We start from the raw sequence: 22,275 nt of genomic DNA on the forward strand, positions 1-22,275 counted from the left end.
CCTTCTTTTCCGATGCGTCCGCGTTACGCGGCCGCTTTCAGGCCGGAAGAGTATCGTCTACAATAACCTTATAAAGACGGTCATTCTGACAACACCTGTCAGAAATGATGGACAATGGAGGGCAGAACACCTTGGATCGCATCGACCTTTTCCGTGTCTTTGCCCGTGTTGTCGAATGTTCGAGCTTTACCCGCGCTGCCGATACGCTGGGCGTGCCGCGCTCATCGGTTTCGGCGGCGGTTCTCGAACTGGAGGGGCGTCTCGGCGCGCGGCTCCTTCACCGGACCACCAGAAGCGTGTCGCTGACGCAGGACGGTGCCGCCTTCTATGAACGATGCCTGAGCCTGATTGCGGACGTGGAAGAAGCGGAAAACCTGTTCCGCAATACTGCCGCGCCATCCGGTACGTTGCGGGTCGACGTTCCCGGACGCATCGGGCGGCTGATCGTTGCGCCTGCCTTGCCCGCGTTTCTGGATGCCTATCCGGAAATCGATATACATCTGGGAGTGACGGATCGTGCCGTCAATCTTGTTGAGGAGAGTGTCGATTGCGTTCTGCGCGTCGGGCCATTGACCGATTCCGGGCTGATCGCTCGCTCGCTCGGAGAGCTTCCGCTGGTCAATGTGGCGAGCCCCGCCTATCTGGAGCGGTACGGCATTCCCGAAACGCCTTCCGACCTTTCCGCGCATTGGGCGGTCAATTATGCCTCGCCGTCGAGCGGGCGCGTCGAGCCTTGGGAATGGGTCGAAGGCGGCATATTGCGATCCATGCCGGTGCGCGGCCGCGTCACCGTCAACAATGCCGAAGCCTATATCGCCTGCTGTCTCGCCGGTCTCGGCCTCATCCAGATTCCCGCCTATGATGTCAAACACCACCTGGAAACGGGCGAACTGGTCGAAGTGATGGCCGATATGCGCGCCGAGCCGATGCGGATGACGTTTCTCTATCCCCACCGCCAGCATCTTTCCCGCCGTCTTCAGGTCTTTGCCGACTGGCTGGAAGAATTGCTGAAGCGGGAGCTGCACTTCAAGCCGGAGCCGGATTGACGACAAGGCTTTTCTCTCTGTGCATGGCGGCAAGCCCGGCGTGGAAGTTTTGTTTCGGCGCAGCTATTGTGCGGCGATCAAGCGATGGAGAAAACCGTTGAAGATTTTTATTTTCGGCAGTGTGAATGTGGATGTCAGCGCGCGGATGGCCGCGCTGCCGCGTCCGGGACAGACCGTGAATGCATCGGGCTATGGCATTGGCCTCGGCGGCAAGGGCGCCAATCAGGCGGTTGCGGTCGCAAAGCTTGGCGGTGACATTCGCTTCGTCGGCGCTGTCGGTAACGATGCCTTTGGCGAACTGGCCGTGAAGCAGATGCAGGAATTTGGCCTCAACACCGAAAGCGTGCGCGTGATCGATGGCGTCGATACGGGCATGGCGATCATTCAGGTCGAGGAAGCGGGGCAGAACACGATTGCGGTTTGCGCCGGAGCCAATGCGCGTTGGTCGGCTGCCGATATCGATGCCTATGCCGCAGACATTGCGAGGGCAAAGATCACGCTGTTGCAGCGCGAAGTTCCCCATGTTGCCAATCTGGCCGTAGCAAAAGCCGCGCGGGCAGCAGGCGGCAGCGTTCTGCTCGATCCGGCCCCGGTCGGCGATGCAAGCCGCATGGCGGACCTGATTTCATTGAGCGATATTATTTCTCCAAACGAAACGGAAGCCGCTGAAATCACCGGCATCGAGCCGACCGATCTGGCTTCCGCGGAAGCTGCTGCGCGCAATCTTCTGGAGCGCGGGCCGAAGACGGTCATCGTCAAGCTTGGCAGTCGCGGTGCATTGCTGGTGACGGCGGACGAGGTGAAGCACTTCGAGCCGTTCAAGGTTGATGTGGTGGATACGGTCGCTGCTGGCGACAGTTTCAATGGCGGTTTCGCGGTCGCCTACTCGCAGGGCCAGTCCCTGCACGATTGCGTGCGCTACGGTTCGGCGGCAGGTGCGATTGCGGTCACGAGAGCGGGGGCGGGTGCGGCTGCACCCACCGCTGCGGAAGTGGCAGCGCTTCTGCAAAATAAGGCAAAATGAAGAATAGCGGCAATTTGCGCCGGTTTCACTCGATTTGAGCGAAAAACTGCTCAAAAACACCACCTCAAATATGGCGAAGAAGCCGCGAGAATAAGGTTCTCGCGGCTTTTTTGTGGCTAAATTATGATTTAGAGCATGATCCCGAAAAGTGGACTTCCGGTTTTCGGATAAGATCATGCCCAGATAAAATCAAAGCGTCGCAAGCCGTTCGGTCAGCAGTTTGAAAAAGCCGTCTGCATCCACATCCTTGATGAAGAGCGCGTTCTTCGGACGGTCGGTGACCTCCCACCAGTCGACGACTGTTTCGCCGATGGTCAACTCCGAATTGATCTCGATTTCCACATTGCATTCCCGCCCGGAATAAAGTTCCGGCTTGATGAGATAGGCGATGACGTTCGGGTCGTGCAGCGGGCCGCCGTCGGTTCCGTACTTGGCTTCGTCATAGCGCTCGAAGAATTCGAGCCATGCCGCAACCACTTCGCCGACATGGGTGCCGATGCCGCGAATGGCGGCGATGCGCTTCTCGGTGGTCAGCACCTTGTGGGTGACGTCGAGCGGCATCATGGTGATCTTGATGCCGGATTTGAACACCACTGCTGCGGCATGCGGATCGACATAGATGTTGAATTCCGCCGAGGGCGTGATATTGCCGCCCTCGAAATAGCCGCCGCCCATCAGCACGATTTCCTTGACGCGTCCAACAATCTTCGGCTCGCGGATCAGCGCGGATGCGATGTTGGTGAGGGGGCCGAGCGGACAGAGCGTGACCGTGCCCGGTTCTTCCTTCATCAGCGTTTCGATAATGAAATCAACGCCATGCTGTGCCTGCAGCGGCATGGTCGGGGCGGGCAGGTCGTAGCCGTCGAGGCCGGTCTTGCCATGCACGTTTTCAGCCGTCACGAGCGGGCGCACCAGGGGGCGGATGGAGCCTGAAAACACTTTTGTGCCCGGCTTCTTCGCCACTTCGCAGATCGTGCGGGTATTGACTTCGGTGCGCGCCAGCGGGCCATTGCCTGCGACCGCGGTAATGCCGAGAATGTCGAGTTCCGGGCTTGCCAAGGCCAGAAGAATGGCGACGGCATCGTCCTGACCGGGATCGGTATCGATAATGATTTTACGGGCCATGATGGTTTCCTGATGAGGGGATTTAAAGGGCGTTTCGCGCCGCTTCGACCGTCTGGTCGACAAGCGCGTCGAAGGAGATTTTCGCCGGGCGGCGCATATAGGTGACGATGTCGTCGGCCAGAAGCGGCTTCGACCACCGTTCGGCGATGATGCCGGAACCGCGCTGGATAGCGATCATGCTTAGAATCTGCGCGGCATTGCAGTCGACGTCGTGGCCGATGCCGCAGACGATTTCGAGCGTGCGGTCGAAGTCGCCTTCGCCGAACCAGAGCGCGATAACCTGCGCGGCTGCATTCGGATAGACATGAATCCAGTTATACTCGGCATATTCCGCATCGCATTTCGCCCATGCCTCCTGCCAGTTCCCGGCAGAGCGGCAGGCGTCGAGCGCAAAGGCCAGAACCGCGCCATACTCGGTCTCGACCGGGAAAAGTGCTGCCGTTGAAACCAGCAATTCGCGCGTGTCGCTCACCACAAAGGCGCGCGCCGCCATGACGGCGTTGAAGACTTCGCCCAGAATACCGTTTCCGGCATGGGAGATTTCCGCATCCATGAAGGCAAGGCGGGCAGCTTCGCGGGCGCGGCCCGGCACGACCATGCCGCAGATCGTGCCGCGCATCTGCGCGCCGATCCATTCGTCGAACGGGTTGTCGCAAATGCCGGTTTCAGGCGGGGTAAGGCCGCGCCGCATGTTGGAAAGCGCGATTGCCTCCGCCGACCAGCCAAGCGGAATCAGCGAGGTCCAGCGCTCGGCAATGTCGGCGCTGGTGACCGCTGAACCCTTGTCGCCAAAGGCCTCGAGAAATGCGATCTCGAAGGTGATGTCGTCATTATAGGTGTTGGGCTCGCGCACATAATCGCGGATCGGTCCGAAGACCGCCATGATGTTTTCCGCCGTATAGCCTTCAAGCGCCGTGCCAGCCGCAGCCCCGACAAGCTGCGCCATCCATGCGGCGGCTGTGCGGTCGCGGAAATCATCGGACTGGATGGCATAGAGCACATCGTCCGGCCATTGAACGGCGGCGTCGAATTCCTCCCATGAGCGATAGCGCACCGTCTTTTGCGACGGATGGTCGGGGTCGGGTTGTGCCGCGCGCATCAGGACGCGCAGGCGCATGTCGATGCGATAGAGGGTTTCAAAATCGCCTTTTCCAAGTGCTGCCAGCCCGTCGCGCAGCAGTTCTTCATAAGGCGCAAGGACAAAGCCCTTGTTTTCCAGCGACTGCAGTGCGCCTGCCATCAGGCACTCGGGCGCTGCCGATCCCGGCACATTGCTTTTCCAGAACATGGCCATGAGATCGTCCTGCGCCTTCATGACGGCGCTTGCATCCCATGTCTGTTCTTCCGCCGTGCGTATGACAGGCTTTGTGTCGCGCAGCAGGTCGCGCGTCAGTTCCCAGGCTTTCATTTCATTCTCGTTTCAGGCTCATTTCAGGAGTTTTTCAGTTGCTTGGCGCGCCGCTGGCGCCGCGCCGCATGGATCGTCAGCACGACGACCGGGACGAGATAGGGGATCATCTGCATCAGCTCGAAAGGCAGGCCAAGGCTTTGCAGCGTGATGGCGAAACCTTCCGCCGCCGCCAGAACCAGGCTCGCCACGAGCGTTCCCCATGCGGTGCCCTGTCCCATGACTTCCGCCGCAATGGCGATGAAGCCGCGACCGGCGGTCATGTTCTGGGCAAACCAGGTGACATAGCCGAGCGACAGATAGGCACCCGCCGCGCCGCCGAAGAGACCGGACAGGACAAGCGCCATCATCTGCACGCGGCCTGTATGGATACCGGCGGCGCGCGCCGATTTCGGATCGACGCCGGTGGCGCGCAGATGCAGGCCGAAGCGCGTGCGCATCATCAGGAGGCTGACCGCCGGGACGGCCAGAAGGGCCGCGAAGGTGAGCACATGGATATTGCCGATGAAAGGCACGGCAAGGCTTGGCAGCGCGCCGCTTTTGAGCGCGCCCGACATGCCCTTGTCGCCCGTTGCCAGATAAAGCCCGAGCGTGGTTGCCGCAGCAGCCGCGATGTTGAGCGCGATGCCGGTCATGATGAGGTCGGTGCCAAGCCGGTTGACCGAAAGCGACATGAGCAAGCCGAGAAGCGCGCCGACGACAAGCGCCGCCAAAAGGCCGATGGCCGGGCTTCCCGTCGCGGCACTGGCCAGAACGGCGATGAGGGCCGCGACCAGCATCATGCCTTCCATGCCGATATTGAGCACGCCCGCGCGGTCGGAAATCATCACGCCGAGTGCTGCCAGCAGCAATGGCGTCGCCACGCGCAGGATCGTGCCGATGAAATGCGGGTCGAAAATCTGTGCGAGAACGGTGCTCATGCCTGTACTCCCGGCTGCACTGCGGCTTGTTCTCCATCGCGATTGCGAAGGTTGCGGATCAGCCGCAGGACGGTCGGATGATTGTGAATGACGCTTGCCGTCGCGCCCACCATGATGGCGGCGGTTACAAGCCCCACCACTTCGGTCGGGATGTTCATGTTGCGGGCCAGAAGATCGCCGCCCACCTGCACGAAACCAAGGAAAAGTGCGGACGGAACGAGCAGGAACGGGTTTTCGCGCGCCAGAATGGCGACGACGAGGCCGGTCCAGCCATAACCCGGCAGATCGAGCCAGGCAAAGCGGGCATGAAGGCCCAGAACTTCCAGCGCCCCCGCCATGCCCGCCACCAGTCCGCCGACGATCTGGGCGCGCATGATGATGCGTTTCAGCGGCAGGCCGAGATGATTGGCAAAGCCGGGGCTTGAGCCTGCGATACGGATATTGAGGCCGGAGCGCGTCCAGTAAAGCCAGATGCCGCCAGCGATGCAGGCAAGGATTGCAATGATCGAACCGCTGTTGAGGCGTGTACCGGCCAGAAGGCGGTCGAGCTTGGCATCCGCCGGAATCTTGAGCGACATCATCCCGCCCGCAGCCGGATCGCGGATGACATAGTTGAGGACGAAGAGGCCGAGAAACAGGAAGGCATAGTTGAGGACGAGCGAGGTCACCATTTCCGATGCGCCGAAGCGAAGCCGCAGCGCTGCCGGAATGGTGCAGGCGAAACTGCCCGCCACCGCACCGCAAAGGATCGCCACCGGCAGCGAGAACCAGCCGAGCGAAGGGAGCAGAACGGCACCCGCCACCGCGCCGAGCGCGCCGAGGAAGAAGCCGCTTTCCGCGCCCAGATTGAACAGGCCGGAGCGGAACATGATGGTGATCGCAAGGCCGGTCAGCATGATCGGCGTTGCCGCCTCCACCATATTGCCCATATGGCGAATGCTGCCGAACGGTCCGAGGAAGAAGGTTTTGAGAACGCCTGCCGGGTTGTCCTGCATCAGCGCCAGCGGCACAAGCAGAACGGCCATGATGACGCCGATCACCAGCACGGTCAGGAAGAATGGAATGAGATAGGAAATCAGTCTGCGCATTATATACGTGTCCCCAGCATATACGGTCCGAGGACGGCTGGTGTTATGTCTGGTCCGTTTTCCAGAACAGCGACGATGCGTCCATTGAAGAAAACGACGATACGATCGCTCAAACGCAGCAATTCGTCGAGATCGGCGCTGATAAGCAGCACGGCGCAGCCGCCTTGCGCCACTTCGTCGATGCGCCGATGCAGGAAGGCTGCCGCCGAAACGTCGATGCCGCGCGTCGGCTGGTCGGCGATCAGGAATTTCGGATTGGTGGCAAGCTCGCGCGCGGCGATGAGCTTTTGCGCATTGCCGCCGGAAAGGGAATCGAGCCGCTCGGTAATCGCGCCCGCGCGCACCGAATATTGCCTTATCATGCCGCTGACGCGCGCCTTGATGGCGTTCCAGCGCAGGAAAGGCCCCCGGAATATTTGCCGGTCAGCGGTAATCGATCCGGCTCCGGCTATGGCGTTTTCGGCCAGGGACAGGCCGGGTGCGCCGCCTTGCGAAAAGCGGTCCGCCGGCAGATGAGCAAGCCCCTGCTTGCGCCAGTTTGCCGTGTCGGCGCGCAGCATGTCCACGCCGTTGAGGCTGATCGTGCCGCTGGCCGCTTCCGCAAGGCCGGAAAGCACGGATACGAGGCCGCGCTGGCCGCTGCCATCGACACCGGCAACGCCGACGATCTCACCCGCGCCAACGGTCAGGTCCACATCCTTGATGCGGTCTGCCGGATCGGCGGCTTTCGTCGTGACGCCCTTCATGTCGAGAACGGTTTTCATCGCGCCGTGCTTGTGGGCGCGTTGGGGAATGTCGACCGCGTGGCCCATCACCATCTGCATGATGGCGTCGTCCGGCACGTCGGCAAGCTTTTCCGTGCCCGCGACGGCACCGGCGCGCAATACGGTCACGCTTTCGGCCAGCTCGCGCACTTCATTCAGCTTGTGGGAAATGAAGAGGATGGTAATGCCTTCGTCGCGCAGCGATTTCAGCTTGCGCATCAGCTCCTCGATCTCCGGCGGCGAGAGAACGGCGGTCGGCTCATCGAGGATGAGAAGCCTTGTGCGGCGCGCCAGCGCCTTGAGGATTTCAACCTTCTGCTGGGCGGCGACGGAAAGCGCGCCCGTGATCGCGTCCGGGTCGGCGTGCAGGTCATATTGCTGCATCAGCGCCTCGACCATTTTGCGCGCGCCCGCGCGGTCGATCAGGCCTGCCTTCACCGGTTCATGACCGAGAATGATGTTTTCGGTAACGGTCAGGGTCGGCACGAGCGAAAAATGCTGGTGCACCATGCCGATGCCTTGTGCGGCGGCGTCTTCCGGCGACCATGCGGCGATATGCTTGCCATCGACAACGATTTCACCCGCCGTGGCATTTTCGATGCCGAACAGGATTTTCATGAGCGTGGATTTGCCAGCGCCGTTCTCGCCGCAAATGGCGTGGATGGAACCGGCGCGGATCGAAAACGACACATCGCGAAGCGCCTCAGTGCCGTTCGGATAGACCTTGCTCACATCGCGGAAAGCGACGATTGGGCGGAAGGCGACGATAGCATCGCCGCCTTCAATATTTTCAGCTGGATTTTCCACGATCAGGGACGAACCTTGTTGCGGGTCGCGTTGAGATCCTCGGTGCTCATGCCGAACGCGGTCGGAACCGTGATCTTGCCCTCGGAAATCTCGTCGGAAGCCTTCTTGATGGCGTCCTTCATTTCCTGCGTGGCCATGGAAGCCATGTTGCCGTCCTGCACGATGCCGACAGCGCCTTCCTTGAGGCCGAGCGCTTCGGCCTTGCCGAACGGCAGGTCGCCTGCCTTGAAGCGCTCATAGGCTTGCAGGAGGCTGACATCGACATTCTTCAGAACGGAGCTGACAACCTGCTTGGCAATGGCCGGGTCGCTGTCCTTGAAGATCGCTTCCTGGTCGGAATCGACGCCCAGCACATATTTGCCGGTTTCCTTGGCAGCGGAAAGCTGGCCGAGGCCGGTCTGCGAGGCGACGACGAAGCCGAGCGCGACATCGGAGCGATACTGCGCGAGGCCAAGCTCCTTGCCCTTGGCGGCATCCATGAAGGACCCGGCATAGGAAATGGCGATCTTGGCGTCGGGCAGGACGGCTTGCGCACCGGCGATATAGCCGACGAGGAAGTCGTTGATGACCGGAATGTCCATGCCGCCGAGGAAGCCGAGGTTCTTGCCGGTATCGCCGAGCTTGCCGTCCTTCAGCAGCGAAGCCGCCAGCATGCCGCCCAGATAAGAGCCTTCGTTCTGCTTGTACTGGATGGAGTAGACATTGTCGTAGCCGCCTTCTTCATAAGGCACGCTTGCATCATAGAGGATGTATTTCTTGTCCGGATATTGCTGGGCGACCGAGCCAACGGTTTCCGACATCTGGTAGGTGCCGCCGATAATCAGGTCCCAGTCCTGTTCGGACGCATCGAGGAACACCGGCTCCCATTTGGTCGGATCGTCGCCGATTTCGAGAATCTTGGTCTCGACGTCGTCGCCATATTTGTCCTTGATCATCTTCATGCCCTTGGCGGCGCTGTCGAAGAACGACTTGTCGCCGAGCGCGCCATTGATGATGAGCAGGATCTTGTCCTGGGCCTGTGCCGCCGTGGTGGCGAATGTGCCCATCGCCGTCGATGCGGCAAGGGCAAAGGCAAGGCTGATTATTCCCCGTCTGGTGGATTTGATCACAACAGAACTCCAATGCTGTAGCGTTATAGAGATGGATTTTCTGCTTTGGATAATTTGCCTCCACCCACAGAACCCCCACACCTGGGGAGCGATCAAACGCTGACGGCGGGTGCGAGTCAATCGTCAAACTTTTTGCCCGCTGTGGACAAAGCAAGTCTGTTGCGCACAACCATTTGTTTCATCGCATTATCGCAACGCAAAACCGTTTCACACTTTTGCTGGAAATGCTCATAAAGCCATCGCTTATTTCAACAAAGCCTGATTTGGGTGCCGCAGGGTCGGGTCGAACGGGTTGAGCCGCTGCGAGATGATTGCGGCTTCCTTGCGCAGAAGTTCCGTCACCGTCTGCTGGCGCTTTTCGGTGAGGCGCGCGGCAAGCGTGCCGATGCTGAGCGCTGCCACTGCCTCGCCATCACGGTTGAGGATGGGGACGCCGAGGCCCGCCATGCCGTCGATCATGTTGAAATTGAAGGTCGCCGCGCCCGTTTCGCGCACTTCCGCAATCATGATGCGCAGGTCAACCTCGTCCACTGCGGATTTATCGAGAATGCGGGGCATGTTGAAGCGGATGATCGCCTCGCGCTCTTCTTCCGGCAGGAAGGCGAGAATGGCAAGGCTGCCCTGACCGATGCCGAGCGGCACCTTGCCGCCAATATCGCCGGTAAAGGAGCGGATCGGAAACGGCCCTTCCACGCGGTCGAGGCAGACCGCATCGAAATTGCTGCGCACGAGCAGGAAGACCGTGTCGTTGAACGTGGTCGACAGCCGCAGCAGCGACGGGCGGGCAATGCTCAATATGCCGTCGCGCTGGCGCGCCTGCGCCGCCATCGCAAAAAACTCCAGCGACAGGCGATAGGCCTTCTTGTCGGGAAGCTGTTCGACAAGGTTTTCGGCGATCAGCGTCTTCAGCAGGCGATGCGCCGATGGCTGGCTGAGTTCGAGGTCGCGCGCCAGATCGATGAGCCGCACGCCGTCATCCGTGCTGGCGGCGAGACCCTTCAAAATATGGATTGCCTTCACCAGACTTGAGTTAAGCGCGGCGCCGGATTTCGGATTCTCAGATATATCATCCATAAAATTGCTTCCAAATTCTGCATTTTGAAAGAAATATATAATTTCTTCCGGATTTGAAAATTATAATTTGCATTCCAGCGGATTTTTCCGCCATCTAAAACCGTCGCCAATGGGAAGGTCCGGCAAGGCATTGGAGAAGTGCCCGCAAGCGGATCGGCGGTTTTACTTGTAATCAAGGGGAACGCTGCGGCTGCGTAAGCGGCCGGACGGTCATGCGTTCAAACGGACAAGTCGGATCAGCGCTTCAAGCGCGGTCAGCCGCTCCCGCCAGCCAGCCCGACGAAGAGGCGACGTGAAACAACATCACGGCGCTTCCGCTCCCCCGCATCATTCCGCGGAAGTCAAGCCGAGAGGGAGACGCAATGAGCTTTTTGACCCTGTCCGGAATTTCGCGCCACTATGGCAAGTTCGCGGCTGTCGACAATTTCAACTTGGCGATTGAAAAGGGCGAGTTCATTTCGCTTCTCGGCCCTTCCGGCTGCGGCAAGACCACGACCTTGCAGATGATCGCCGGTCTGGTGACGCCGACGGCGGGCACGATCACGCTCGACGGGCGCGAGATCACGCGCCTTGCGCCCGCCAAGCGCGAGCTTGGCGTCGTCTTCCAGAGCTATGCGCTGTTTCCGCATATGACGGTGGCGCAGAATGTGAGCTTCGGCCTTGAAATGCGCAATGTGCCGAAAGCAGAGCGCGAAAAGCGCGTGCGCGACGTGCTGGAACTGGTGCATCTGGGCGCGCTTGCCGACCGTTATCCGCGTGAAATGTCGGGCGGCCAGCGCCAGCGCGTGGCCATTGCCCGCGCGCTGGTCATCAATCCGCCGGTGCTGCTGCTCGACGAGCCGCTGTCCAATCTCGATGCGCAATTGCGCGAGGAAATGCAGTTTGAGCTGCGCCGCATCCAGCGCACCGTCGGCATCACCACCATCATGGTCACGCATGACCAGGCAGAAGCGCTGTCGATCAGCGACCGCATCGTCGTCATGGAAAAGGGCGTCATCACGCAGGTCGATGCGCCCTACAAGCTCTATGAGCACCCGCATAACCACTTCATTTCCAATTTCGTCGGCAAGTCGAACTTCCTCAAGGCGCGCGCCGAAGGCGACATGATCGCGCTGGCCGAAACCGCGATCCGCTTTCCCGCCAGTGGCAGGCAGGTCTCGGGCGAGCTTTCCGTCTTCATCCGCCCAGAAAAAGTGCAGCTCGTGGCAGCGGGCGAGGGGCATATCGCCGGTGAAGTGACGACGCGCTATTTCATGGGCGCGCAGTGGCTGCTCGGCGTGACGACGCCTGCGGGCCAGCTTTCGGTGGCGCTTCCCAATCTCGGCAACCCGCCGCCATCCGAAGGCACATCGGTCGGCCTTAGCTGGAACCATGAGGATTGCCGCATCCTCACCGCAGGGGTGAACTGAGCATGTCGGCCGTCACCTCACAGGATATAACGCCTACGCCAAAACACAGGCGCGATCTGACGCCGCTCTTTCTGGTCGGGCCATCGACGCTTTTGTTCTTCGCGCTGGTGCTGCTGCCGCTCGGCCTTACCGTGCTGCTGTCATTCAACAGCTACAGCTATGACAAGGGCATCGAGAACGTCTACACGCTTGCCAATTATGTGCAGGTCCTGAAAGACCCCTATTACCTCTCGATCTTCTGGCGCACGCTCAAGCTCGCGCTCATCACCACCGTCATCACGGTGCTGATCGGCGTGCCGGAAGCCTATATTCTCTCTAACATGCGCAAGCCATGGCGCTCGATCTTCCTGCTGGTCATCATCGGGCCGCTTCTGGTTTCGGTCGTGGTGCGCACATTCGGCTGGAGCATGCTGCTGGGCCGCAACGGCCTCGTGAACAGCGCGCTCGACATGGTGGGCCTGCCGACGACGCAAATCCTCTACAGCGAAACGGCCATCGTCATCGGTCTGGTGCACATCATGCTGCCATTCATGGTGATTCCGGTCTGGACCGTGCTGCAAAAGCTCGATCCGTCGGTGGAAGCCGCAGCGCTGACGCTTGGCGCATCGCGTCTGACGGCATTGCGCCGCGTGGTGTTTCCGCAGGCGGTGCTTGGCATCCTGTCGGGCAGCCTCATCGTGTTTGCGCTTTCGGCCAGCTCGTTTGCCATTCCGGGCCTGCTTGGCGGGCGCCGTCTCAAGATGGCGGCAACCGTCGTCTATGACGAGTTCCTGATCGAGCTGAACTGGCCGCTTGGCGCTGCCATCGCCATCATCGTTCTGGTCGCCAATCTCGTGATCATGATTGCCTATAACCGTCTGCTCGAAGGGCAGGCCAAGAAGAAGCTGGGATAAAGCCATGGTCAAGAACGGTCCCTTTGCCCTTTTCTTCCACACGCTGATCGTCATCTTCATGCTGGCGCCGATGGTTGTGGTGTGCCTTGTGGCCTTCACGCCGGAAAACACGCTGACCATGCCGTGGAGCGGCCCGAATGCGGGCCTGTCGCTGCGCTGGTTCGAAGCCGTGTTCGCGCATAATGATTTCATGGCGTCGTTCTATAACAGCGTGCAGCTCGCATTCTTCTCGGCAACGATTTCCACGCTTCTTGCCGTGTCTTCGGGACTGGCGATTGCGCAATATAATTTCCGTGGCCGCGATGCGCTGAACGCGCTTTTCCTGTCGCCGCTCATCATCCCGCATCTGGTGCTGGGTGTGGCCTTCCTGCGCCTGTTCTCGCTGATGGGCTTTACCGGCTCCTTCGTCTGGCTGGTCGCGGCGCATTCGATTGTCGTGACGCCCTATGCGCTGCGCCTGATCCTCGCCTCGCTCGGCAGCATGGACCGCAATGCGGAAAATGCGGCGCGCACTTTGGGCGCTGGTGAATGGACCGTGTTCCGCCGCATCACCCTGCCACTGTTGCTGCCGGGTCTGTCGGGCGGGTGGCTGCTTGCCTTCATCAATTCGTTCGACGAACTCACCATGTCGATCTTCGTCACATCGCCATCCACGGTCACGCTGCCGGTGCGCATGTATATGTATGCAAGCGAATCCATCGACCCGATGATGGCGGCGGTTTCGGCCCTGATGATCCTCGTTGCCACCGTAACCATGATTATCATCGATCGCATGTTCGGTCTCGACCGGCTGCTGGTGGGCAAGGGCTGAGCAGGCAGATCATGACCATCCCGGTTTCTTCTTCGGCGGCTCAGTTCCGCAGACGGTATCGGCTGGCCGAACAGCCGCTCGGCTTCTCGCTCGACGGCGTGCGCTTCGAGGGACGCCGCGGCGATACCGTGCTGACGGCCATTCTCTCCGTGCAGGGCAAGCTGCGTCATAGCGAGTTCACGGGCGAGCCGCGTGCGGGCTTCTGCCTGATCGGTGCGTGTCAGGATTGTCATGTCATGACCGCTGAGGGCCACAAGCTTCGCGCCTGCACCACGCTTCTGGAAGAGGGCATGGCCTTTGTGACGGAGCCTGTGAAATGAGTGCGGTACTCGATCCGGTTATCGTTGGCGCTGGTCCGGCAGGCGTTCGCGCCGCCGAAACGCTGGTCAAGGCGGGCCTCAGGCCCATCGTGCTTGACGAAGGCTTTCGTTCCGGCGGCCAGATCTATCGCCGTCCGCCGCTCGATGACGGGCGCAGCTATCGCAACCGTTACGGGTCGGAGGCGCACAAGGCCGAAGCGCTGCACAAGAGCTTCGACGCCTTGCGCGGCGCAATCGATTATCGCCCGCAAACGCTGGCGTGGAATATTTCGCGCGGGGAAACCAATCGGCTCGACCTTTTGACCGATGGCGTTCACGGCCAGTTGCCCTACAGCCATCTCATTCTGGCGACGGGCGCGACCGACCGGGTTCTGCCGTTCAAGGGCTGGACCAAGCCCGGCGTCTACACCCTTGGCGCATCGCAGACGGCGCTGAAAGCGCAAGGCTGCACGGTGGGCGAGCGGGTGGTGTTCATGGGTTCCGGTCCGCTGCTTTATCTGGTGGCCTGGCAGTATCATCATGCAGGCGCCAAGGTTGTGGCGGTGCTGGACACGGCTCCTTTCGCATCCAAATTTCATCTGGCGCATCTGGCGCTTTATGCCCCGCGCATCGTGGCGCTCGGCGCTTGGTACGGCCTGCGCCTGAAGCTTGGCGGCGTGCCGATCCATTATAATGTGCGTCCCGACGAAGTTCTGGGCGAGGGCCATGTCGACGGCATTCGCTTTCGCACCGGCAATCGTGTGCGCGAGGTTGAGTGCGATGCGCTGGCTTACGGGTTTGCCTTGCGTCCTGAAACCCAGCTTGCCGATCTCGCCGGTTGCGATTTCCGCTTCGAAGAACGCGACCGCGCCTGGCTTCCCGCTGCCGACAGGCTTGGCCGCACCAGCCGCATCGGCGTCTATGTGGCGGGCGACGGCGCAGGCATTGCCGGTGCTGATGCCGCTGAAATTCGCGGATCATTGGCCGCGAGTGCCTTGCTGCGCGACAGGGGCCTGCCGTTTGACGAGGGCGCGGAACGCGGCCTTCTCGCAAGGCTCGATCATATCTATCGCGAGCGCCTGATCGTCGAAAAGGCATTCCCGTTCCCGCGTGACTGGTTCGACACGATAGCTGGCGACGTGACGCTGTGCCGCTGCGAAGAAATCGCGCTTAGCGACGCGCAGGCGGCCATTGGAGATGGCGACGCGCGCGAGATCAACCGGCTCAAGGCGCTGACCCGCGTCGGCATGGGGCGCTGTCAGGGCCGCATGTGCACGGCGGCGGCGGCGGAACTTCTGGCCGCGATGCAGGACAAGACGCCCGCCGAAACAGGCCGCATCCGCGCTCAGGCCCCGGTCAAGCCGATCCCGCTTGGTTTCGGCGCTCCGACGAGGGAGGACGTTTCGTCATGACAAGGCGTCTTCAGGCCGATGCGGTCATTATCGGCGGTGGGATCGTCGGCGGTTCGGCAGCGCTTTTCATGCGTCAGGCCGGATTGTCGGTCATCCTGCTCGACAAGGGCTTTTGCGGTGCGCAGGCCAGCGGCGTCAATTATGGCGGCGTGCGCAGGCAGGGCCGCGCGCCCGAGCAGCTGCCGCTTGCCCAGCGTTCGCACGCATTGTGGGCGCGCCTGCCGGAACTCATCGGCATCGATGGCGAATATATCCGCAGCGGCCATCTGAAGCTTGCCCGCACCGAAGAGCATTTCGCCAAGCTTGAGGCTTATGCGGCCACGGTCAGGCCGCTCGGCCTCGATGTGGAGCTGATCGGCGGCAATGCGATCCGCGAGCGTTTTCCATGGCTTCCGGGTGATGTGGCGGGCGCCTCGCTCTGCGCGGAAGACGGCCATGCCAATCCACGTCTGGTTGCCCCTGCCTTTGCCCGTGCGGCGCTGGCTGCTGGCGCGACGCTTCTGGAAAACACGCCGGTCATCGAAGCGCGGGAGACCGGCGACGGCTTTGCCATTCTGGCCGGTGACGGTGTCGAAATCCGCTCGCGTCTGCTGTTCAATTGCGCCGGTGCCTGGTCGGACCGGTTCGCGGCCTCGTTCGGCGAGCCGGTGCCGCTTCAGCGCATCTATCCGTCGATGGTCGTTACCGAGCCGATGCCGTTTCGCCTGCCGATGAGCCTTGGCGAGGAAGGCGGCGGCTTCTATGGACGTCAGGTCACGCGCGGCAATTACGTCATGGGCGGCGGGCGCGGCACGCCGCTTGAAAATCCGGACTTCTCGCGGCCTTCGGTCAATGCCGCTTCCTCGGTGATGCTGCGCGCCATCGAACTGTTCCCGCATCTGAAAAATGCCCAGGTTATCCGCTTCTGGTCGGGCACTGAATCGGAAATGCCGGACGACAATCCGGTCATCGGGCCAAGCAGCCGGGTCAACAATCTCTTTCACGCCTTCGGCTTTTGCGGCGCCGGTTTCCAGACCGGCCCGGCTGTGGGCGCCATTCTTTGCGATCTCGCCGTGAGGGGCGAGACGGAAACGCCGATCGACGCCTTCCGCATCGACCGGTTCGATATGAACTCAAACCACAAAGGGGAGTAGCATGAAGTACATCACCAAAACCGCCCTGCTGGCGCTCGGCCTGTCGGCAGCCTTCGCTTCGGCCGCATCGGCTGAAACCAAGACGCTCTATATCGGCATGAATGGCGGCAATATGGAGAAGGCCTATACCGAGCATGTCCTGCCGGAATTTGAAAAGGCCAATGACGTCAAGGTCGTTGTCGTGCCGGGCACCTCGGCGGATATTCTCGCCAAGGCAACCGCGCAGAAAGACAAGCCGCAGATGCATGTCATGCTGCTCGACGACGGCGTCATGGTGCGCGCGATCAATGCGGGCCTGTGCCAGAAAATCTCCGACGATCCGGTTCTGGCCGACATTCAGCCTGCCGCGCGCCTCAAGGACGACATGGCCATCGGCGTCGATATGGGCATGACCGGCATTGCCTATAACAAGAAGCTTTTCGACGAAAAGGGCTGGGCCGCCCCGACCTCGTGGATGGATTTTGCCGACGAAAAATATGCGAATGCCGTTGTCTTCCAGTCGGCTTCCGCCTCGACTTTCGGCCTGCATGCCTTCCTGATGTTCAACCGCATTCAGGGCGGCGACGACAAGAACCTTGAGCCGGGCTTCGAGAAGTTCCCCGACATGATCGGCAAGAACGTTCTGGAGTTCATCCCGTCTTCGGCCAAGATTTCGGAAATGGTCCAGACCGGCGAAGCGGCAATTTTCCCGCTGACGCCGACCGGCGTGAACAACCTGAAGGACAAGGGCATTCCGGTTGAATATGCGCAGCCCAAGGAAGGTTCCGTCGTCCTCGCCGTGACCGAATGCGTGCTGGCAGGCAACAGCGAGCCTGAACTGAGCCAGAAGCTTGCGCATTACCTGCTTTCCGCCGACGCGCAGAGCAAGGCGCTCGACCATGGCAATGTCATCCCGTCGAACCAGAAGGCCAAGGCCGGTTCGCCGGAAGCTCAGGCCAAGCTCGACGCCTTCAACGGTTACATGAAAACCGCCAAGACGCTCGACTGGGATGCGGTCAATGAAGGCCGCCAGCAGCTCAACAGCCGCTGGAACCGCACCATCGAAAAGTAAGATCAGCACCGTGATCTGAAAAAGCCCGCCTTGGGAAACCGGGGCGGGCTTTTTGCGGCAAGACCGCTTACGCATCGCCTGCCGATATTGTAGCTTGCGCGCAAATCATCCGGCAAATCGATGGATCGGGGCAAGCGTGAATAAAGCGGCAGCACTCGCATTATCTGGAATTCTGGTGGCGGCACCCGCGCTTGCCGAAGACAACTGGAAGCCCGTCGAGGAAATCAAGTTCTACGCCATCGCCGGGAAAACCGGCCCGGAACTTTATGAATCCATCGGCGAGCGCGGCCCCAAGATCGGCGGCGGCAAGACCCGCGTCATCGCCCATACCAGCTATGTGCTGACCTGGGACCGGCAGTTCGACCGCTCCAACAATGCCTGCACGATCCTGTCCGCCACGCCAAAGCTTAAGATCACCTATACGCTGCCGAAGCCCTCGCAGAAACTGGCTTCCCCGGTGAAGGAACATTGGGAAACCTTCTATGAAGGCATCCGCAAGCATGAACTTGTGCACGGCGACCATGCCAAGGACATGACGCGCGAGATCGTGCGCCGGACCGTGGGCCTGTCAGTTCCAGACGACCCGAAATGCCAGAAGATCCGCAAGGTGCTGATCAAGGAAATCACCGATATGGTCGACGTGCAGCGTGCCCAGGGCCGCGCCTTCGACCGCGTGGAGATGGGCAATGGCGGCAATGTCCACCAGCTCATTCTGGCGCTGGTGAACGGCGGCTGATTGATGGAACTGCTCTGACACTTTGTATTTATCGCATTATCCTACGCAAAACCGTTTCACACTTTTGCTGGAAATGCTCCAAGTCACTCCCGATGTTCAAGTAAATAGGAAATGCTTCAGAGCAAGTCTTTCCAGGCGTCAGAAATGGACGCAAGGATAAGTTTCGGGATTCTACGCTAACGACTCTGGTCTCCGGCCCGGCTATCTTCAATCATCAAACAGACCAAACAGAAAAAACCGTCAGGCACGCTTCTATTCGAGCGTGTTGGTGGATTTGCTTCGGTTTTTTCTGGATGGCACGAGTGAAGTGGCAGTGTTGGAGGCTCTCGTGAGTATAAATTTCAGATCGTCAGGTATATCTGCGGAGCGCATGGCGACACGGCGCATCCTCGTTGCAGGTGGAGCAGGCTTTCTCGGTTCTCACCTTTGCGAGCGTCTTTTGAGCGAAGGAAATTTCGTCATCTGCGTCGACAATTTTTCGACGGGGCGGCTTGAGAACCTGCGCAATCTCCTGCGTTACGACACGTTCAGCTTCGTGCGCCACGATATCGTCAATCCGATCGACCTGCCGGTGGACGAGATTTACAATCTGGCTTGCCCTGCCTCGCCGCCGCATTATCAGGCCGACCCGGTCCATACGATGAAGACGAGCGTCATCGGTTCGCTCAACCTGCTGGAACTCGCAGCGCATTATCAGGCGCGGATTTTCCAGGCCTCGACTTCGGAAGTCTATGGCGACCCGCAGACCCATCCGCAGCCGGAAGCCTATTGGGGCAATGTCAACTCCTTCGGCCCGCGGTCCTGCTATGATGAAGGCAAGCGCTCGGCCGAAACGCTGTTCTACGATTTTCACAAGCAATATGGCGTCGATATCCGCATCGTGCGCATCTTCAACACCTATGGCCCGCGCATGCGGCCCGACGATGGGCGCGTCGTGTCGAACTTCATCGTTCAGGCGTTGAAGCGCGAAGACATCACCATCTATGGCGACGGCTCGCAGACCCGTTCCTTCTGCTATGTCGATGATCTGATCGAAGGTTTCTGCCGGTTGATGAGCAGCCGCATTCAGCAGCCCGTCAATCTCGGCAATCCGGGCGAGTTCACCGTGCGCGAACTGGCTGAGCAGATCATTGCGCTGACGGGTTCATCCTCGCGCATAGTCCATCGTCCGCTGCCAACCGACGATCCGCGCCAGCGGCGCCCGGACATTACGCTCGCCAAGCGCGAGCTTGGCTGGGAACCGCAGATAGCGCTTGTCGAAGGACTGAAGCAGACCATCGCCTATTTCGAACGCCAGCTTGTCAGGCCATCGGGCGAGCTTTTCGAGGTGGCGAGATGACACGGCCCAACATCCTCGTCACCGGCGGCGCGGGCTTCATCGGAAGCCATACGGCCAAGCTCCTGCACGAAAACGGATTCTCGCCGGTCGTCTACGACAACCTGTCGACGGGCCACCGGTCTTCCGTGCGCTGGGGCGAGTTTGTCGAGGGGGACACGCTTTCTCAAGATCAGCTTGTCGCTGCGATCAGGAGCTTCGATCCGGCTGCGATCATTCACTTTGCGGCCTCGGCCTATGTGGGGGAATCCGTCACGGACCCGGCGAAATATTATCGCAACAATGTCGGCGGCATCCAGTCCGTTCTGGAAGCAAGCCGCCTGACGGGCGGACGCCCCGTCATCTTTTCGTCGAGCTGCGCCACCTATGGCATTCCGGATGTGCTGCCGATCCGTGAAGGGCAAACGCAAAACCCGATCAATCCCTATGGGCGCACGAAACTGATCGCCGAACATATGCTGGCCGACTATTCGGCAGCCTATGGCCTGCCCTATGCGGCGCTGCGCTACTTCAACGCCTGCGGCGCCGATCTGGATGGCGAACTGGGCGAAAAGCACGATCCCGAAACGCATCTGATACCCCGCGCCATGCTGGCTGCGGCGGGAAAGGCGGATTGCCTCGAAGTTTATGGCGATGATTACGACACGCCGGACGGCACTTGCATCCGCGACTACATTCACGTGGTCGATCTGGCGCGGGCCCATGTGCTTGCGGTCGAGCATCTGCTGAATGGCGGTGGCAATCTGGTTCTTAATCTGGGAACCGGGCGCGGAACATCCATCCGGGAAATCGTGGATGCGATAGACCGGCTGACCGGTCGCACGGTGCCTGTCGAAATGCGCCCGCGCCGGGCGGGCGATCCGCCGGTGCTTTATGCCGATCCGGCTGAAGCGTCTGCGAAGCTCGGCTTCCGCACGCTTCATTCCGATCTCGACACGATCATCCGCACGGCAGCACCCTTCTTTGGTCTGGAGATGCGGTCATGACACGGCGCGATCTTCATGCTGCCTTTGATAGGGGTAAACCGGAACCTTTGCTGGCGCCGATCTTTACGGGCCGCAAGCGGGTGGAATATGTGGTGGGCATTGTGCTCTGGGCGCTCGCCATCGCCTATTTCTGGCAATGGTGGTTCATCAGCGCAACGCACAATCACCTGCTCGGTTCCATTCTGGTGACGGCGCTTCTGGCCTGGATCACGATCCTGCCGCTTTACTTCATCACGGTTTTCTTCCACGCGGCACGCCCGACCGGGCCGCTGCGCATCCCCGCCGAAAGCCGTGTTGCGATGGTCGTCACCAAGGCCCCGTCGGAACCCTTCGCGGTGGTGGCTGAAACCTTGCGCGCCATGCTGGCGCAGGATGTGCCGCACGATACATGGCTTGCCGACGAAGACCCATCGCCCTCGACGCTTGCATGGTGCCGCGAGCATGGCGTTTTCGTTTCCACGCGCAAGGGCCGCGCCGACTATCACCGGCAGAGCTGGCCGCGCCGCACCCGCTGCAAGGAAGGCAATCTCGCCTTCTTCTACGACCATTATGGCTATGAACGCTATGATTTCGTTTCGCAGCTCGATGCCGACCATGTGCCGGAACCGGGTTATCTCTTCAATATATTGCGGCCCTTCGCCGATCCCGCGGTCGGCTATGTCTCCGCACCAAGCATCTGTGACCGCAACGCCCGTGAAAGCTGGTCGGCGCGCGGACGCCTCTATGTGGAGGCGAGCATGCACGGCTCCCTGCAGGCCGGTTATAATGGCGGCTTCGCCCCGGTCTGCATCGGTTCCCATTATGCGGTGCGCACGGCGGCGCTCAAGGAAATCGGCGGTCTTGGGCCGGAACTGGCCGAGGATCATTCCACGACCCTGTTCATGAACGCGCATGGCTGGCGGGGTGTTCACGCGCTGGACGCCATCGCCCATGGCGACGGTCCGCGCACCTTCGCCGATCTTGTGACGCAGGAGTTCCAGTGGTCACGCAGCCTTGTGATGATCCTGCTGCAATATACGCCAAAGCTGATCGGGCGGCTGCCGCTGCGCCTCAAGATACAGTTCCTGTTCTCGCAGCTTTGGTATCCGCTCTATGCCTTCTTTCTGGCGCTGACATTCGTGCTGCCGATAGCCATCCTGGTCTATGGCGATAATTTCGTCAGCGTCACCTATCCGGCCTTCCTGATGCACTTCATGCCGCAGTCGCTGGTGATTTTGGCGCTGGCATTCTGGTGGCGGTCAAGCAGGACGTTCCGGCCCGTCGACGGCAGGATTTTCAGCTGGGAGGCGATGCTGTTCCTGCTGGCGCGCTGGCCGTGGGTTCTGGCTGGCACCTTCGCGGCTTTCCGCGACTGGCTGACCGGTTCCTTTGTCGATTTTCGCGTCACGCCGAAGGGTTCTTCGGAAGTCGATCCGGTGCCGCTGCGGGTGATCGCTCCCTATGCGCTGATCTCCGGCCTGTCCATTCTGCCGGTGCTCTTCGTCAACGATGCCGACCAGACGCGAGGCTTCTTCATCTTCGCCATCCTCAATGCGTGTTTCTACCTGTTTCTGATGGCGATGATCGTCATCCAGCACACGCGGGAAAATCAGGTACGGATGACGAGTCGCCTCTATCGACCGGCAATGGCATGCAGTTTTACGGCGCTGGTGGCGCTGACCGGCTTCACGACCGCCGAACGCGGACGCGACGGCATTGAGGCTCTGAGCTGGGGCACGAAAAGCTTCACGATCTTTGACGACCGCTTCTCGGTAGCTGGTGCCGGTCGAGGCGGGCGCGACGTGCACAGGACAATCTTCAATCCGCGCTGGCGCACCAACGGTGCCAGCGCAGCAAATTAGCGC

General features: G+C 60.7%; 20 protein-coding genes. 13 read left to right on the top strand and 7 right to left on the bottom strand.

From position 1 onward, the window contains the following. Positions 1-131: 131 nt before the first annotated feature. Positions 132-1,046, top strand: coding sequence for a LysR family transcriptional regulator (locus tag AC0TNJ_RS11130; RefSeq protein ID WP_473771153.1), 915 nt, complete (start codon positions 132-134; stop codon positions 1,044-1,046). 145 nt (positions 1,047-1,191) lie between these two features. Next, positions 1,192-2,070: a ribokinase gene (gene rbsK / locus AC0TNJ_RS11135; RefSeq protein WP_473771233.1), complete on the top strand. Its 879-nt coding sequence runs from the start codon at positions 1,192-1,194 to the stop codon at positions 2,068-2,070. A 189-nt stretch (positions 2,071-2,259) separates the two neighbouring features. Here the strand turns inward: rbsK and AC0TNJ_RS11140 are convergent, their stop codons facing one another. The 7 genes from AC0TNJ_RS11140 to AC0TNJ_RS11170 form a co-directional block, all read right to left on the bottom strand. Then, positions 2,260-3,195: a nucleoside hydrolase gene (locus AC0TNJ_RS11140; protein ID WP_473771154.1), complete on the bottom strand. Its 936-nt coding sequence runs from the start codon at positions 3,193-3,195 to the stop codon at positions 2,260-2,262. Positions 3,196-3,217: 22 nt separating this feature from the next. Then, positions 3,218-4,603, bottom strand: coding sequence for an ADP-ribosylglycohydrolase family protein (locus AC0TNJ_RS11145; RefSeq protein ID WP_473771155.1), 1,386 nt, complete (start codon positions 4,601-4,603; stop codon positions 3,218-3,220). Between the two features lie 23 nt (positions 4,604-4,626). Then, complete coding sequence (locus AC0TNJ_RS11150; RefSeq protein ID WP_473767796.1) at positions 4,627-5,523, bottom strand: ABC transporter permease; 897 nt, start codon at positions 5,521-5,523, stop codon at positions 4,627-4,629. After that, the gene (locus AC0TNJ_RS11155) at positions 5,520-6,611 is read right to left on the bottom strand and encodes an ABC transporter permease (protein WP_473771156.1); all 1,092 of its coding nucleotides are present in this window, start codon (positions 6,609-6,611) and stop codon (positions 5,520-5,522) included. Before AC0TNJ_RS11155 ends, AC0TNJ_RS11150 begins: the two co-directional genes overlap by 4 nt. Beyond that, positions 6,611-8,182, bottom strand: a complete 1,572-nt coding sequence (locus AC0TNJ_RS11160; protein WP_473771157.1) for an ABC transporter ATP-binding protein — start codon at positions 8,180-8,182, stop codon at positions 6,611-6,613. The genes AC0TNJ_RS11155 and AC0TNJ_RS11160 overlap by 1 nt, the downstream gene beginning before the upstream one ends. A 2-nt stretch (positions 8,183-8,184) precedes the next feature. Next, positions 8,185-9,291 (bottom strand): BMP family ABC transporter substrate-binding protein, encoded by a 1,107-nt coding sequence (locus tag AC0TNJ_RS11165; RefSeq protein ID WP_473771158.1) that lies wholly within the window; start codon positions 9,289-9,291, stop codon positions 8,185-8,187. Between the two features lie 243 nt (positions 9,292-9,534). Then, the gene (locus AC0TNJ_RS11170; RefSeq protein WP_122000905.1) at positions 9,535-10,365 is read right to left on the bottom strand and encodes an IclR family transcriptional regulator; all 831 of its coding nucleotides are present in this window, start codon (positions 10,363-10,365) and stop codon (positions 9,535-9,537) included. Between the two features lie 362 nt (positions 10,366-10,727). Between AC0TNJ_RS11170 and AC0TNJ_RS11175 the strand changes: the two genes are divergently transcribed. The 11 genes from AC0TNJ_RS11175 to AC0TNJ_RS11225 all read left to right on the top strand — a co-directional run bounded on the left by AC0TNJ_RS11175 (position 10,728) and on the right by AC0TNJ_RS11225 (position 22,272). Continuing rightward, the gene (locus tag AC0TNJ_RS11175) at positions 10,728-11,774 is read left to right on the top strand and encodes an ABC transporter ATP-binding protein (RefSeq protein ID WP_473771159.1); all 1,047 of its coding nucleotides are present in this window, start codon (positions 10,728-10,730) and stop codon (positions 11,772-11,774) included. A 2-nt stretch (positions 11,775-11,776) separates the two neighbouring features. Beyond that, a complete protein-coding gene (locus AC0TNJ_RS11180; RefSeq protein ID WP_473771160.1) occupies positions 11,777-12,667 on the top strand; it encodes an ABC transporter permease in 891 nt (296 codons plus the stop codon). Positions 12,668-12,671: 4 nt separating this feature from the next. Then, positions 12,672-13,478 (top strand): ABC transporter permease, encoded by an 807-nt coding sequence (locus AC0TNJ_RS11185; protein ID WP_473771161.1) that lies wholly within the window; start codon positions 12,672-12,674, stop codon positions 13,476-13,478. 11 nt (positions 13,479-13,489) lie between these two features. Next, the gene (locus tag AC0TNJ_RS11190) at positions 13,490-13,798 is read left to right on the top strand and encodes a (2Fe-2S)-binding protein (RefSeq protein WP_473771162.1); all 309 of its coding nucleotides are present in this window, start codon (positions 13,490-13,492) and stop codon (positions 13,796-13,798) included. Next, a complete protein-coding gene (locus AC0TNJ_RS11195; RefSeq protein ID WP_473771163.1) occupies positions 13,795-15,189 on the top strand; it encodes an FAD/NAD(P)-dependent oxidoreductase in 1,395 nt (464 codons plus the stop codon). The genes AC0TNJ_RS11190 and AC0TNJ_RS11195 overlap by 4 nt, the downstream gene beginning before the upstream one ends. Continuing rightward, positions 15,186-16,322 (top strand): NAD(P)/FAD-dependent oxidoreductase, encoded by a 1,137-nt coding sequence (locus AC0TNJ_RS11200; protein WP_473771164.1) that lies wholly within the window; start codon positions 15,186-15,188, stop codon positions 16,320-16,322. The genes AC0TNJ_RS11195 and AC0TNJ_RS11200 overlap by 4 nt, the downstream gene beginning before the upstream one ends. 1 nt (position 16,323) lies before the next feature. Then, a complete protein-coding gene (locus AC0TNJ_RS11205; protein ID WP_122000910.1) occupies positions 16,324-17,373 on the top strand; it encodes an ABC transporter substrate-binding protein in 1,050 nt (349 codons plus the stop codon). 136 nt (positions 17,374-17,509) lie between these two features. Further along, the gene (locus tag AC0TNJ_RS11210) at positions 17,510-18,109 is read left to right on the top strand and encodes a DUF922 domain-containing Zn-dependent protease (protein WP_473767804.1); all 600 of its coding nucleotides are present in this window, start codon (positions 17,510-17,512) and stop codon (positions 18,107-18,109) included. Positions 18,110-18,479: 370 nt separating this feature from the next. Further along, positions 18,480-19,448 carry a UDP-glucuronic acid decarboxylase family protein gene (locus tag AC0TNJ_RS11215; protein ID WP_122000911.1) on the top strand — a complete coding sequence of 323 codons (969 nt, stop codon included), beginning with the start codon at positions 18,480-18,482 and terminating at the stop codon, positions 19,446-19,448. Beyond that, a complete protein-coding gene (galE, locus tag AC0TNJ_RS11220; protein WP_473771165.1) occupies positions 19,445-20,431 on the top strand; it encodes a UDP-glucose 4-epimerase GalE in 987 nt (328 codons plus the stop codon). Before AC0TNJ_RS11215 ends, galE begins: the two co-directional genes overlap by 4 nt. Next, the gene (locus tag AC0TNJ_RS11225; RefSeq protein ID WP_473771166.1) at positions 20,428-22,272 is read left to right on the top strand and encodes a glycosyltransferase family 2 protein; all 1,845 of its coding nucleotides are present in this window, start codon (positions 20,428-20,430) and stop codon (positions 22,270-22,272) included. The genes galE and AC0TNJ_RS11225 overlap by 4 nt, the downstream gene beginning before the upstream one ends. Positions 22,273-22,275 lie beyond the last annotated feature (3 nt).

It is taken from the genome of Ochrobactrum sp. PL_is483, assembly GCF_055816855.1.

Excerpts from the sequence above, each read along its gene's own strand:
- AC0TNJ_RS11225 (WP_473771166.1), top strand. The coding sequence starts at position 20,428 with ATGACACGGCGCGATCTTCATGCTGCCTTTGATAGGGGTAAACCGGAA.
- AC0TNJ_RS11205 (WP_122000910.1), top strand. The coding sequence starts at position 16,324 with ATGAAGTACATCACCAAAACCGCCCTGCTGGCGCTCGGCCTGTCGGCA.
- AC0TNJ_RS11200 (WP_473771164.1), top strand. The coding sequence starts at position 15,186 with ATGACAAGGCGTCTTCAGGCCGATGCGGTCATTATCGGCGGTGGGATC.
- AC0TNJ_RS11195 (WP_473771163.1), top strand. The coding sequence starts at position 13,795 with ATGAGTGCGGTACTCGATCCGGTTATCGTTGGCGCTGGTCCGGCAGGC.
- rbsK (WP_473771233.1), top strand. The coding sequence starts at position 1,192 with ATGGCCGCGCTGCCGCGTCCGGGACAGACCGTGAATGCATCGGGCTAT.
- AC0TNJ_RS11180 (WP_473771160.1), top strand. The coding sequence starts at position 11,777 with ATGTCGGCCGTCACCTCACAGGATATAACGCCTACGCCAAAACACAGG.
- AC0TNJ_RS11185 (WP_473771161.1), top strand. The coding sequence starts at position 12,672 with ATGGTCAAGAACGGTCCCTTTGCCCTTTTCTTCCACACGCTGATCGTC.
- galE (WP_473771165.1), top strand. The coding sequence starts at position 19,445 with ATGACACGGCCCAACATCCTCGTCACCGGCGGCGCGGGCTTCATCGGA.
- AC0TNJ_RS11175 (WP_473771159.1), top strand. The coding sequence starts at position 10,728 with ATGAGCTTTTTGACCCTGTCCGGAATTTCGCGCCACTATGGCAAGTTC.
- AC0TNJ_RS11190 (WP_473771162.1), top strand. The coding sequence starts at position 13,490 with ATGACCATCCCGGTTTCTTCTTCGGCGGCTCAGTTCCGCAGACGGTAT.
- AC0TNJ_RS11170 (WP_122000905.1), bottom strand. The coding sequence starts at position 10,365 with ATGGATGATATATCTGAGAATCCGAAATCCGGCGCCGCGCTTAACTCA.
- AC0TNJ_RS11145 (WP_473771155.1), bottom strand. The coding sequence starts at position 4,603 with ATGAAAGCCTGGGAACTGACGCGCGACCTGCTGCGCGACACAAAGCCT.
- AC0TNJ_RS11215 (WP_122000911.1), top strand. The coding sequence starts at position 18,480 with ATGGCGACACGGCGCATCCTCGTTGCAGGTGGAGCAGGCTTTCTCGGT.
- AC0TNJ_RS11140 (WP_473771154.1), bottom strand. The coding sequence starts at position 3,195 with ATGGCCCGTAAAATCATTATCGATACCGATCCCGGTCAGGACGATGCC.
- AC0TNJ_RS11155 (WP_473771156.1), bottom strand. The coding sequence starts at position 6,611 with ATGCGCAGACTGATTTCCTATCTCATTCCATTCTTCCTGACCGTGCTG.
- AC0TNJ_RS11150 (WP_473767796.1), bottom strand. The coding sequence starts at position 5,523 with ATGAGCACCGTTCTCGCACAGATTTTCGACCCGCATTTCATCGGCACG.